At 58.9% G+C, this 12,042-nt stretch carries 13 protein-coding genes; 7 read left to right on the forward strand and 6 right to left on the reverse strand.

Going from position 1 to position 12,042, the window contains the following annotated elements; genetic code table 11:
* Positions 1 to 101 precede the first annotated feature (101 nt).
* The 4 genes from WG936_RS09160 to WG936_RS09175 all read right to left on the reverse strand — a co-directional run bounded on the left by WG936_RS09160 (position 102) and on the right by WG936_RS09175 (position 4,469).
* Positions 102 to 293, reverse strand: coding sequence for a hypothetical protein (locus WG936_RS09160; RefSeq protein WP_339564868.1), 192 nt, complete (start codon positions 291 to 293; stop codon positions 102 to 104).
* Entirely contained in the window at positions 286 to 1,722 is a 1,437-nt protein-coding gene (locus WG936_RS09165; protein ID WP_445227811.1) for a glycosyltransferase family 87 protein, read from the reverse strand. The genes WG936_RS09160 and WG936_RS09165 overlap by 8 nt, the downstream gene beginning before the upstream one ends.
* A gap of 202 nt (positions 1,723 to 1,924) precedes the next feature.
* Complete coding sequence (locus tag WG936_RS09170) at positions 1,925 to 4,087, reverse strand: transglycosylase domain-containing protein (protein ID WP_445227949.1); 2,163 nt, start codon at positions 4,085 to 4,087, stop codon at positions 1,925 to 1,927.
* Positions 4,088 to 4,094: 7 nt separating this feature from the next.
* On the reverse strand, positions 4,095 to 4,469 hold the full coding sequence (locus WG936_RS09175; protein WP_339564866.1) for a DUF5318 family protein: 375 nt from the start codon (positions 4,467 to 4,469) through the stop codon (positions 4,095 to 4,097).
* 180 nt (positions 4,470 to 4,649) lie between these two features.
* Between WG936_RS09175 and WG936_RS09180 the strand changes: the two genes are divergently transcribed.
* The 6 genes from WG936_RS09180 (at position 4,650) to WG936_RS09205 (ending at position 10,008) form a co-directional block, all read left to right on the forward strand.
* The gene (locus WG936_RS09180) at positions 4,650 to 5,738 is read left to right on the forward strand and encodes an inositol-3-phosphate synthase (protein WP_339572739.1); all 1,089 of its coding nucleotides are present in this window, start codon (positions 4,650 to 4,652) and stop codon (positions 5,736 to 5,738) included.
* A gap of 99 nt (positions 5,739 to 5,837) precedes the next feature.
* Complete coding sequence (locus tag WG936_RS09185; RefSeq protein ID WP_339564864.1) at positions 5,838 to 6,293, forward strand: MarR family winged helix-turn-helix transcriptional regulator; 456 nt, start codon at positions 5,838 to 5,840, stop codon at positions 6,291 to 6,293.
* A 98-nt stretch (positions 6,294 to 6,391) separates the two neighbouring features.
* A complete protein-coding gene (locus WG936_RS09190) occupies positions 6,392 to 7,351 on the forward strand; it encodes a universal stress protein (RefSeq protein ID WP_339564863.1) in 960 nt (319 codons plus the stop codon).
* Positions 7,348 to 7,998, forward strand: a complete 651-nt coding sequence (locus WG936_RS09195) for an SDR family oxidoreductase (RefSeq protein WP_339572740.1) — start codon at positions 7,348 to 7,350, stop codon at positions 7,996 to 7,998. Before WG936_RS09190 ends, WG936_RS09195 begins: the two co-directional genes overlap by 4 nt.
* 41 nt (positions 7,999 to 8,039) lie before the next feature.
* On the forward strand, positions 8,040 to 8,495 hold the full coding sequence (locus tag WG936_RS09200; protein ID WP_339564861.1) for a hypothetical protein: 456 nt from the start codon (positions 8,040 to 8,042) through the stop codon (positions 8,493 to 8,495).
* A gap of 91 nt (positions 8,496 to 8,586) precedes the next feature.
* Positions 8,587 to 10,008, forward strand: coding sequence for an HNH endonuclease signature motif containing protein (locus WG936_RS09205; protein ID WP_339572741.1), 1,422 nt, complete (start codon positions 8,587 to 8,589; stop codon positions 10,006 to 10,008).
* On the opposite strand, the gene trhO is transcribed toward WG936_RS09205, so the two are convergent.
* A complete protein-coding gene (gene trhO, locus WG936_RS09210; protein ID WP_445227950.1) occupies positions 10,005 to 11,009 on the reverse strand; it encodes an oxygen-dependent tRNA uridine(34) hydroxylase TrhO in 1,005 nt (334 codons plus the stop codon). The two genes, WG936_RS09205 and trhO, sit on opposite strands and share 4 nt — an antisense overlap.
* Between trhO and WG936_RS09215 the strand changes: the two genes are divergently transcribed.
* On the forward strand, positions 11,003 to 11,497 hold the full coding sequence (locus tag WG936_RS09215) for a 2'-5' RNA ligase family protein (RefSeq protein WP_339564859.1): 495 nt from the start codon (positions 11,003 to 11,005) through the stop codon (positions 11,495 to 11,497). The two genes, trhO and WG936_RS09215, sit on opposite strands and share 7 nt — an antisense overlap.
* On the opposite strand, the gene WG936_RS09220 is transcribed toward WG936_RS09215, so the two are convergent.
* Positions 11,433 to 12,017 carry a VanZ family protein gene (locus WG936_RS09220; RefSeq protein ID WP_339564858.1) on the reverse strand — a complete coding sequence of 195 codons (585 nt, stop codon included), beginning with the start codon at positions 12,015 to 12,017 and terminating at the stop codon, positions 11,433 to 11,435. The two genes, WG936_RS09215 and WG936_RS09220, sit on opposite strands and share 65 nt — an antisense overlap.
* Positions 12,018 to 12,042: the final 25 nt, after the last annotated feature.

Consider the following 12,042-nt stretch of genomic DNA (forward strand, 5'->3'; position numbering starts at 1 on the left):
CACCTCCTATGGTCTAGTAATTTGAATCGGCCACACCCATTGGTAGGCATGGCAGGAGGGTCGTTGCGTCAGCAACCTGTTCAGGCTACCCCACGCACTGCCTAGAACCAAGTTGTTCCCCATCCGATGGCCTGAGCCACAGGCAGAACAGTAAGGAAGAAGAAGGCGCAGGCCACCAGGATCCACACCTGGCGCATCGACTTGCGGTACATGAAGCTCGCAAACGCGCCCATCATGCACAGGAAGCCGATAAAGATTTCCCCCACCATGAGGAACATCTCGGTATTACTCATGTCCTTGCTCTTTCTTTGTTGACGTCGCAAAGCCCAGCCGGAAGGGCCCTGCCAGGGGATCGCGACCTGCGTGTGCCGCATATACCTTATCGCTGCGGGCACCGAACATACTGCGAATTATGAGGACTGCAAAAGTGATGATGAACGCATCGCGGGCTAGGACTGCGATCGTGAGAAGCTCACCTGGCGCACCCAAATTTTCTTCCCCCATCATGTGCCACATCAGAATCGGCCACACCAACGCATCTGCAATCTGCCAAGAAAAGCTGAGCCGCCAATCCGGCAGTGCAAGAGCCAAAAACACCACCAACCACAGCGAATACTGCGGGCTGTAGACCTTGTTAAACATCAAGAACCCGATGAGGATGAGCGCCACCAGCTGCGCCACCCGCGGTGGTGTCGGTGCCTTCAGCCCAATCACGAGGACTCCGACGCAACTCAGCGCGAAGCCCCCGAAGCTCAGAATGTTGAGCGTATCGACGTCAAAACTGCCCAGGCCGAGTCGAGTGAAGGTGGCATAAATGGTGGTCCACTCGGCCCCACGGCTGGAATTCATCCGCAGGAATTCGCCCCAGGCTTCCGGGTAGCTAAGCAGCACGGGCACGTTGACCACGAGCCAGGCCACCGCACTTCCGCCCACCAGCTGCAGGAACGGCGCGAAGTTTTTGCCACGCAGTGCCAGGACAAAGTACGCCCCGAGCAAGTACAGCGGCCACAGTTTGAAGGACACGCCGAGTCCGATGAGCACTCCGGCGGTCCACACGTGATTTCGCTTCACCGCCCACACTGCGGCTACAGCGAGGAATACGGCGGGTATGTCCCAGTTAGTAAAACCGTGCACGACGATCAGTGGGGAACAGGCAACCAAGACGGTGTCCCATACCCGATTGCCGGTGAGTTCTACGACCAGTCGGATGGTCAGCAGCCACAGGCAGGACATGAGCAGCGCGGTAACCATGAAATAGAGGCCAACCTCGGGAATCGCATGTCCCGGGATGATGTTCACCACCGTATACAGTGGCCGCGTGATCGTGGCCGCCAACCACTGGAACATCCCGCCGAGCACTGGGTACTCCATATAGCGGGTGACGCCGTTTTCGACCCAGGAGTAGGCATAGGGGAAACCCGGGTGATCAAGGCCGCGGGCACCGTACAAGGGGACAATGTCGTTGTAGCAAGCGGAAACATACTGTCGGTTGCCGGACCAGTCGAGACTCACACCGGCATCGCCACGGATGCCCTGGATACAGTTCGTCTTGGCTAAGAAGCCCCCGGAAAGGAAAGTAGCCGCGAATACGATTAACACCCGCAGGGGAGTCCACCACCGCTGCGTGCCGACGGCCGCAAACCTTCCCAGTGGCCCGCCCAGGAACTCCACAAACCCGCGCGCCAGCGCTTCGGTGTGCGCCGGCTGCACGCGCTGTGCCACCAGCAGTTTGGCTTGCTCCGATACTGGGCGCTGGGTGACGCTGGGCGCCGGATCGCGCTGTGGTGATACCACGTGCTTGGCTCCTTTTAGACATTTAACGACTGATCAATAACAGATCCAGCCACTTGCTGCTTCCTAGTACTCTAATCGCTCAATACGCAAAAGAAGGCCCCCGATGTACGGAGACCTTCCTAGCAGCGTGCTAGCGCAAGCCGTTCAAGATGTCATTCAGGTTCGGCGGCGGTGGTAGGACCGGCGCTGGTGCTGGTGCCGGTCCTGGCCGAGCCGGGGCGGGCTCTGCAGGAGAGGTACCGCCCTCCACGGGTTCGACCCCCTCGGCTTCCGAAGGAGAAGGCTCAGTGGTGCTGCTACGAGAGCTAGTCGCGGCAGGCGCCGGTGCCTGGTTGGAGTAGTACTTAGAAGAATTAGGAACGATCGGTGCTGCCTCTGGGAAGTACTCGAAGTCCTGTCCGGCGAGAGACTTATCCATCACAGACTTCCATATTTCAGTAGGAAGTCCAGCGCCGTACATGTTCCCGCCCCAGGTGTTGTACAGGGCCGAGTTATCCACGGTGCCCACCCAAACGGCAGTGGTGAGCTGTGGGGTCGTGCCGACCATCCACGCGTCCTTGTTGTTGCCCGTATCGCCCAGCTGTGCGGTACCAGTCTTGGCTGCGGACGGGCGGCCACCGGCAAGGGCGCCATTAGACCAAGCAGCGATGGGTTGCATCGCCTTAATGGTGTTATCCGCCGCGTTCTTGCTGATACGGCGTTCACCTTCACCGGCTTCATGCTGGTACAGCACTTCGCCTTCGGCGGTGGTCACAGTGTCTACGAAGTGTGGCTTATGCCAGATGCCCTCGTTCGCTAGGGTGCCCAGGCCAATGGCCATGTCGAAGGGCCGCGAGAGGTACTGGCCCAGAATGATGCCTTCGTATGGGGTCTCACCGTTCTCAGTCAGAGTCTTTTCAACGCCAGGCAGCGAGCGTGCCACACCCAAGGCATGCGCCATGTCTGCGGTGTCCTGCGGCCCGTTGTCAAGGTCCTTTTGCAGGCGGATGAAGCTGGTGTTGAAGGATTCCTTCAGCGCCCGACTGATAGTACACACACCACAGGTGCTGTTAAATGCGTTGCCGACGGTGACGTTGCCGGTGGTCACCGGACCTGAGCTGTAGTAGGCGTTGGGAGAGATACCCTGCTCCATAGCAGCTGCGAAGCCGAAGATCTTGAAGGTAGAACCGGTCTGCACGCCTGCGTTCGCGTAGTCCCAACCAGAAGGCTCATTGCCGCCGTAGTAGCCACGCACCGCACCAGTATTTGGGTCGAGCGAGACCGAAGCAGTACGGATCTTCTCACTTTCGCCCTGCAACTGGTTTTCCATGGTTGCCACTGTGGCTTCCTGCACCTTCGGGTCGATCGTAGTGGTTACCCGCAGGCCACGCGTCTCGACGTCCGTCTCCGTGATTCCCAGGTCGCTCAGCTCCGCCATGACCTGGTTCTTGATCAATCCGTTGGCGCCAGTGGCCTCGGTGTAGGCGCGGTTTAGTGCTGGGTCCGTGGTCTCTGGATAAACCAAGGCATCCCGTTCTGCCTGCGCCAAGGTGCCGGTGGAAACCATGCCGTCGAGAACGTAGTTCCAGCGCTCTTCCGCCGCCTGGCGGTTGGCCCACGGATCAAGCTGGCTTGGTCGCTGAATGGACGCAGCGAGCACAGCTCCCTCGGCAGGACCGAGTTCCGAGATGTCCTTACCAAAGTAGGCGTTTGCCGCCGCAGCAACACCGTAGGAGTTTCGGCCGAAGTAGATGGTGTTGAGGTAGGCGGAGAGGATCTCGTCCTTGGACCACTCATTGGTCATCTTTGCGGAGTAGATCAGCTCGTGGACTTTGCGCTTGATGGAGTGCTCATCGCCCACCACAGTGTTCTTCACGTACTGCTGGGTAATGGTCGAACCGCCACCAGCAGAGTCGTCGCCACGCAGCTGGCCGAGCGCGGCACGAGCGAAGCCAGTGAGGGAGTAGCCACGGTTGGTGTAGAACTCGCGGTCCTCCGCGGCGAGTACGGCGTGAATCACCGGTTCGGGGATCTGCTCGATGTCCACCTGTGTGCGGTTACCTTCGGGTGGCACGACGCGCGCAAGCTCCGTGGAGCCGTCGTTCGCCATGATGAGGGAGATCTGCTTGCTGGTCAGTTCTTCCGGTTCCGGCACGTCAGCAGCAACGTACATGCTGCCGAGGATCAAGGCGGGAACGGCAATGAGGACAGCCAGGGCGGCTGCAAAGTAAGCCCAGAGTTTCCTCTTGCTCGACTTCTGGCGCCGCTTGCCTTTCCCGGCCTTCGTTTGGGTGGTCACTGTTGTCTTGTCCATTCTGTAATTAACGTGAAGAATCCGCTGCTACAACCGTGGCTGCTTGCAGTAGATGGTTCCATCGGCAGTCAGGGCACACCTCTACAGTGTGCACCGTGAACGGCCCCTTCGTCCGCGCGATCCGCTCAATCTCGGAAAGATCACGTGCAGTACCTGACATTTTCCCTAAGTGATCGCCAAATATCCAAAGCACCACGCGCATTTCGGCACTTTCACAGATTGGACATCGGGTCTCAGCAGGTCGGCCATGAAATTTTCCGGCGGTAACGAGGAGGAAATCCGCATCGCAGATCTCGTCTTTAAGCTTTAAACCCCGCTGCCACAGGTTGAGCGTGCGTTTCCGGTCAAAGCGATAACTAACGAGATCACTAAAGACAGGCACCCGGCCATTATATGGTGTGGCCCCTACAAGGCAATAGCTTGCGATAGGTCACCTTAATTGGACTACTGAATCGGTCAACCTGTTTTCTGTAACGATTCAGCGACGTCAGCGCCCTCTCCTTATCAGTAGGTTTGTAACGGTTAACTCTAGTTACACAGGCTGTTAAGGAAGTGACATAAGTTGAGCGAATCTAAAGTTCGGGTCGCCATCGTTGGGTGCGGAAATTGCGCAACCTCCCTGGTAGAAGGCGTCCAGTTCTACCGTGAAACCCCGGCCGCAGACACGGTCCCGGGCCTCATGCACGTTCAGTTCGGCGATTATCACATCTCTGATGTGGAATTCGTTGCTGCGTTTGATGTGGACGCAGACAAGGTGGGCAAAGACCTCTCTGTCGCGCTCCGCTCTGGCCAAAATTGCACCATCCAGATCGCCGAAGTCCCCCACTTGGGCGTGGAGGTGCAGCGTGGCCCGACCCTCGACGGTCTTGGCAAGTACTACCAAGAGACGATTACGGAATCCGAAGCCGCAGCTGTGGACGTCGTTAAGGCGCTGCAGGACGCTCGTGCGGACGTCGTGGTGTCCTACCTGCCGGTCGGCTCGGAGCAGGCCGACAAGTTTTATGCCCAAGCGGCTATCGACGCCGGTTGCGCCTTCGTCAACGCGCTGCCCGTCTTCATCGCTTCCGATCCCGAATGGGCGGCAAAGTTCGAGGCTGCCGGATTGCCGATCATCGGCGATGACATCAAATCCCAGGTCGGCGCCACCATCACCCACCGTGTGATGGCACGACTCTTTGAAGAGCGCGGGGTACGTCTTGAGCGCACCATGCAGCTCAATGTGGGCGGGAACATGGACTTCAAGAACATGCTGGAGCGCGAGCGCCTCGAGTCCAAGAAGATCTCAAAGACCCAGGCAGTAACTTCGAATCTCTCCGGCCCACTGGCAGGAAAGATCGATGATCGCAACGTCCACATCGGCCCCTCCGACTATGTCGAGTGGCTTGATGACCGGAAGTGGGCATATGTCCGCCTGGAGGGTAAGGCCTTTGGCGAGGTGCCGCTCAACCTGGAATACAAGCTCGAAGTCTGGGATTCCCCTAACTCCGCAGGCATTATTATCGACGCCGTCCGCGCCGCGAAAATTGCCCTCGACCGCGGACTTTCCGGCCCAATTCACCCGGCATCCTCTTACCTCATGAAATCCCCTCCGCAGCAGCTCCCTGATGATGAGGCTCGCACGCAACTCGAGAAATTCATCTCCGGTTCTTAGTCGCCGCGACAACAGTGCCCCTAAAATCTGTACCGAAATGGGGGCACTAAATTGTTTCGCCTTGGAAAATTTTTGAGCTGATGTGCTTTCATAGATGCTATGTCATTAGAAAATGCTAGCCCGGAGGAAATTTCCGAAGCTCTCCGGCCCGCCCTGACGAAGCTTTACGTCACCTACTTCCGAAAAGCTGCCCAGTCCTCTCTCACGGGACCACAGCTGACAATTTTGGAGCACTTGGCCGGAAACGGCGCGGCTCGTATCAGCGACGTCGCACGCGCGGAAGGTATCCGCATGCCAACCGCCTCGAATACGCTGCACCAGTTGGAACAGCGCGAGCTGGTCGAGCGAGTGCGCGACCAGTCTGACCGACGCGGTGTCCTCGTCCAGATCACTGAGCAAGGACGCACCCAGCTCACAACGGTGGGGGAAGAGCGCACTCAGTACCTCGCCGAGGTTTTCCGCAACCTCACGGAGGATGAACTCAAGCAAATCGCCGGAGTTGTCCCGATCATTGCCAAGATCGCCGACGAGTACTCCCGCGAAAGCGAAGCTTAAGTTATCTTGGCCCCACCCCTGCCTGTTAGGGTTTAAGCTGAATTAATACTGCGTTTACCTAGAACGCAGTACACCCATGAACAGTGAAATAACTCCTTATGGCAAAGAAGACCCCCAAGAAAACCAGCGACGCTCCTGAAGTGCGGGTGCTCGTCACCTGGCGGCCGCGCCATGCCGAGAACTCGGAAAGCATCGCGGCGCTCGAATACGCCGCCTGGCTGTCTCGAACCACGCCGATCCGGGTGCGGTTAGTCACTACGTTTGTGCGGCCGTGGCCGTCGACAAGCCTGGCGAAGCTCGGTGGCAAGTACAAGAAGTGGCACGCCAAGGAGTCCGCGGCCTGCAAAGCCGCAGCGAAGAAAGCCCTGGAGTCAGTCGGGATCCCCCGAGAAGACTGGGATGAGGACTTTGCGGTCTTCAGCGATGGCACTTCCGAAGCCGCGCTGCTGGCCAAGGCATCCCGCGATTATGACGCCTCGCTGCTCATCATGAGCGCTGAGGATGCGACCGTGAAAGGTCGCTTGCTGGCCGGCTCCACAGTGGAGACGCTGCTGCATTCCTCGCCCACGATGCTGGGGTTGATCCCGAAGAAGGCCAAGCTTTCCAAGCGCGGCATCACTCGCCTGACCTACGGTTTTACGGAAGGGGAGGAAAACTACGACGCGCTAATGCTGGCAGCCACTCAAGCCGATGCGTGGGACGTTCCACTGCGAATCGTGGCGTTTGCGCCCGACATCCTCGATGAATCGATCCTCATTGACCCCCTCACCGTGCAAGATGAGATTTCCACCCAGTGGCGCGAGCATCTCTTCGCCCTGCTAGATCGCGCCAAGGACGATGTCACCGCCGAGTTTCCGAATTTGAACCTGGAAACCGAGATCGGTTCGGGCGCCAATTGGTCCGGTGCAATCGACGCGGTGAAGTGGAAGAAGGGCGATTTGTTGTGCCTTTCCAGTCCGCCAATGAACCCACTCGAGCGCGTGTTCGTGGGCTCGGCAAGCAGCGAAGTCCTGCAGTTTTCCCCAGTACCTGCGATCATCCGGCCAACGGTGTCATGAAAACGGCCGTCGTCACCGGCGCAAACGGGGGAGTAGGCCACGAGGTCACCCGCCTGCTGCTTGCCGACGGCTGGCGCGTTCACGCCCAGTACCGCAGCACTCCCGGACCCCTAGAATCACCCCAACTGTCCTGGTGGCAAGCTACTTTTCCCGCGATTGCGGACGCGCCAGAACTGTCGGCGGTAGATGCCCTGATCCACTGCGCCGGTGTGGTTTCGCTAGGTTCCGTGGCCACCGCGCCACTATCAGACTGGGAGGAGGCAATGCAGGTCAACCTGTACGCACCAGTCGCCCTGACCTCGCACTATCTACCAGCATTGCGGGCTACCGGCGGGCATGTGGTGTACCTCAACTCCGGTGCTGGCTTGCGGGCGAACCCTCATTGGGGTTCCTATGCTGCGTCCAAGTTTGCGGCACGGGCCTGGTGTGATGCGCTACGTTTGGAGGAAACGAAACTGCGTGTGACCTCCATTTTCCCGGGGAGAATAGACACACAGATGCAACGCACAGTGGTTGCTGCCGAAGGCGGCACCTATAACGCCGAAGCGTATCTTTCGGCGCACACTGTCGCCACGGCCGTCCTGAACGCGCTCAACACCCCCGAAGACGGTCATCCGCATGAGGTCATTCTCCGCCCTCGCAGCTAGAGTAAAGCACTGAACTAGCACTCGAAAGAGGAGGATTCGCCTTGGAACACAACGGCTACCGCATCGACCCAGACCTCGACCGTGTGCCCGATAACTCTCGGCAGCCAGTGACGGAACTCGACTTGATGGCAAACCCGGAATTGCGGCGCTCCCGGGCGAAGCGCTCCATTAAACAAGCCATTTGGTACACCGTATTCAGCTGCGTTAGCTCCATCCTCATTGCTTTGGCGATCATTGGCTTTTCCCGCTGGCAAGGTGGACCCTTGTGCGGCGAAGGCACCCGCACCCTGATTTGCTCACGCACCTACGAGATCCTCTTCCCAACCGTCACCGGCGGCTTTTCCCTCGCCACCGTGATTGGCGCAATGGTGATCCTCCACCGCAAATGGAAGCGTTACGATCTGTGGCAGCCCTGGTTCGGCGTCATCTGGTTCCTCATCCCATGGGCAATGACGATCATGACTGGCTTCGGAACTATGGCGATAGTAGGGCAGTAGCACGCTGCTTTTCGACGCCCATTCCATTAAGAACACCTGTTCGAACTATTTTGGGGGTGCCTGTCCGGTACTGCTCCTACAGTTTGTAGGCATGAAGGGTTTCGAACAAATAGACGCGCAACTAGCGGTAGCACTCAGTGCTCAGCCCGAGGCGCTGTCCTCGCTCGAAAACCCGGTAGTTTCCGCGGAAGATCTGCACAAACTACTCGAGAATGCGCGCAGGATCGAAAGGCTGGCACAGCTCACCACGCTCACCCTCCTGCGCGAGCTGGAATCTCAACAGGCCTTCGACCCGAACGCGCGCGCCAGCTTCAATAGGGTGCTGCACAGCGGGCGCTTCGACCGTTCCGAACTACGTAACGCTTCCAAGCTCGCCGACGAGCTCTTTGACAAACCCGCCAGCGTCGGCGCCCCTGAGGGCAGACCAGCTCGGATGCCACATACTGCAGCAGGACTACAAGCCGCGGCCTTTGGAGTTGCCTCCGCCATGGAGATCCGGCGCGTGCTGGACCAGATCCCCGAAAGCACCGCCCCTGAGGCAGTCGCCTGGGCCGAATCGACTCTTGCCGAGCTTGCCACCACCCTGGCCCCCGAGGACCTTCGGAAAGCAGGATTGAAGATCCTGCAAGGCCTCAACGCAGATGCCGAGCCGAACGACAAGGAGCGGCAACGCAAGCGCTCCGTGTGCCTATCTAACCAAGGCGCGGACCTCATGTCTGCCATGAAGGTCACAGCAACACCCGAGCTCGACGCACTGCTGCGCCGACTCTTCGCAGACTATGCCGGACCTGGAGATCTATTGCCCGAGGAGCAAAAGACGTCTGACGCGCGCACCGTCAACCAACGCCGTCACGATGCCCTCGTTGTAGCACTGAAGAATGCCCTCCACCGTACTGGCCCGATGTCACCTACCCGTGGCTGCAGCACCGTGGTCGCCACAATGACAATTGAGCAGTTGGCTGCCGCTGCTGGCGTTGTTCCAACGGACGTCGGCACGCTCTTGCCAATCCCAGACCTGCTCCGACTCGGTGCCGACAAAAACGCCTTCCTTGCCCTGCTCGAAGCAGGCACCGGAAACCTGATCGAATTGGGCCGGTCCAAACGAGCCGCAGATATCTACGCGTACCTCGGACTCCTCGGCTCACAAGGCGGGGATATGACTCCTGGATCGGATCTACCGGCAGCGATGTGCGAGATCCACCATCTGAAAGCCTGGCGCTTCGGCGGGATGACCACCGGAAACAATCTGATGTTTGTGGGGCACCGGGTACACTGCAACATTGATGACACCCAGCAAAACCCCGACAAATACTGGACATTCTGCGACAAAACAGGGCAGATGCTCTGGCGCCAGCCCGCGAAACTGGAACCCGATAGATCGGCACAAGCAAACTTCAATCCGACGACCCGGTTCAACCCTGGGCAACTACTCAGGTTTGGGATTCACGAACCCGATGCCCAGCCACCGTTCCAGATTCCAGTATGCCGCCACTGCCAGACCAACGCGGCTTAGGCCTGTTGGCGTGCCACCACTTCTGCGCACTCTTCCTTGCCACAGGTGCGCTTCATTGGGTCCGCAGCGCAGGAAGGACACATCAGAGTCAGGGTGCGGCAATCCAAGTTGCCACAGTTCTCAAACTTGTTCGTCGCAGTGCCACAGTGGACGCAACGCCCGAGCTGGACAAAGCCAGGGTCGTCGACACCTGCACCGAACTCCAGGTGCATCCGCTTGTCAAAGACATACAGGGAGCCCTCCCACAGCCCCTCGTTGCCGAACTTTTCGCCATAACGGACGATGCCGCCGTCGATCTGGTAGACCTCCTTGAAGCCACGATTCTTCATCAGCGCCGACAAGATCTCACAGCGAATACCACCAGTGCAGTAGGAGACCACCGGCTTGTCTTTCATCCAGTCATACTTCCCGGACTCCAGCTCCTCAATGAAATCATGCGTAGTGGACACGTCCGGCACCACGGCGTCCTTGAACTTGCCGATCTGCGCTTCCATGGCATTCCGGCCGTCAAAGAACACGACGTCCTCGCCACGCTCGGCGACCAGCTTGTTCACCTGCGCCGGCTTGAGATGCACGCCGCCACCCACGACACCGTTCTCATCCACCTTCAATTCGCCCGGCACCCCGAACGCCACGATCTCGTCGCGCACCTTCACTGAGAGGCGAGGGAAGTCTTCCGCGCCGCCCTCGGACCACTTGAACTCCATCTTCCCGAAGTACTCTTTGGTCTTTTTGATGTACTCCTTGCAGGCATCCATGTCACCACCGACAGTGCCATTGATGCCGTGCTCGGAGATCAAGATGCGGCCCCGCAGCTCAAGGCGCTCGCACAGTTCCCGCTGCCACAGCATCACTGCCTTCGGGTCAGAGATGGGGAGGAACTTGTAGTAAAGAAGGATTTTGGTTAGGCGTTGCACAAACCCAAGTCTAGTGCGGGATCCGCCCAGCTCATAACGCAGTCGCGCCCACCACATCGGCAGGTATGCTGACGGGCGTGCCATCCCCAGAGAACATCCTGCTTCACCTGCCCCAGGAACAAGAGACACAGGTCCGAGAGTTGTTTGCCCAGCTCGCGGCGCAGGGATTCCCACAGCAACACCAGACCCCGCACATCACGATCACGTTTGCTCCCGACATGCCAGCACCCGTGGTGCAGCGCGCAGCGGAGCTGCTACCAGGCGTCATCCCCGCACCATTTCGACGCGTCGGCACCGTAGTGTTCGGAACGAAACGAAAGCAAACCGTGGCGTGGCTGTTGGAGACCACGGATGAATTGGAACAGGTGGCGCGCGAGCTCAGCGCCCTCAACCCTGCTGGGCGGGGGAATCGCTGGATCCCGCACCTGACAGTGGGGCTACGCCTACCCAGGGAAATAATTCCAGACTATCTGCGCGCACTGGATGCCCTCGGCGGACCGAAGGAACTCAGCGCCCAGCGGGCTGGCTATTGGCAACCACACTCACAGCGCTATCGGCAACTGGCTGGCTGACCGGGGTCATTTTCTCCTCGCTACCCAGGCGCGGGCCGAGGAGGTACAGCACGTAGATAAAGGTAGCGAACAGCAGGCACGCCCAACGCCACACTTTCTCCATCCGCGCGCCGGTCGCCTTCACCAGGGCTGCGCCGAACAGCGCTCCGAGCGTGTTCAAGATCAGATCATCAGTATCCGTAATACCAAGCGCAAAGGCGAACTGCACCAGCTCGATCGCCAGGCTGAACACAAATCCGAGCAGCACCGACTTTCGCACCGAACGCAGCAGCAGGTAGGTGAGAATACCGAAAGGCACGAAGAGCACCGCGTTGCCTGCCACATTGAACAGCGGACCAAACCACGTAGCACTACCAGCGAAATCGTTGAACGGAATCAGCTGCACCTCGCGGACCAAGTGCGTGTCCTTCAACCACAGGTGCCCGATCACGAAGAATCCCTTGAGTAGGGTCAACAACAAAATCACTGGCAGGTAGTAGAAAAGTGCCAGGAGATCGGTACGCTGCGCAGATTTTGACATGTAGAACAGTGTAGATGATCCGGCC

The sequence above is a fragment of the Corynebacterium sp. H127 genome, assembly GCF_037482665.1.
Taxonomy (GTDB): domain Bacteria; phylum Actinomycetota; class Actinomycetes; order Mycobacteriales; family Mycobacteriaceae; genus Corynebacterium.

What these genes read in the sequence shown, in the direction of transcription:
- WG936_RS09220 (WP_339564858.1), bottom strand. Translation starts at nt 12,017, where the DNA reads ATGTCAAAATCTGCGCAGCGTACCGATCTCCTGGCACTTTTCTACTAC.
- WG936_RS09195 (WP_339572740.1), top strand. Translation starts at nt 7,348, where the DNA reads ATGAAAACGGCCGTCGTCACCGGCGCAAACGGGGGAGTAGGCCACGAG.
- WG936_RS09160 (WP_339564868.1), bottom strand. Translation starts at nt 293, where the DNA reads ATGAGTAATACCGAGATGTTCCTCATGGTGGGGGAAATCTTTATCGGC.
- trhO (WP_445227950.1), bottom strand. Translation starts at nt 11,009, where the DNA reads ATGGCACGCCCGTCAGCATACCTGCCGATGTGGTGGGCGCGACTGCGT.
- WG936_RS09205 (WP_339572741.1), top strand. Translation starts at nt 8,587, where the DNA reads ATGAAGGGTTTCGAACAAATAGACGCGCAACTAGCGGTAGCACTCAGT.
- WG936_RS09185 (WP_339564864.1), top strand. Translation starts at nt 5,838, where the DNA reads ATGTCATTAGAAAATGCTAGCCCGGAGGAAATTTCCGAAGCTCTCCGG.
- WG936_RS09170 (WP_445227949.1), bottom strand. Translation starts at nt 4,087, where the DNA reads ATGGACAAGACAACAGTGACCACCCAAACGAAGGCCGGGAAAGGCAAG.
- WG936_RS09190 (WP_339564863.1), top strand. Translation starts at nt 6,392, where the DNA reads ATGGCAAAGAAGACCCCCAAGAAAACCAGCGACGCTCCTGAAGTGCGG.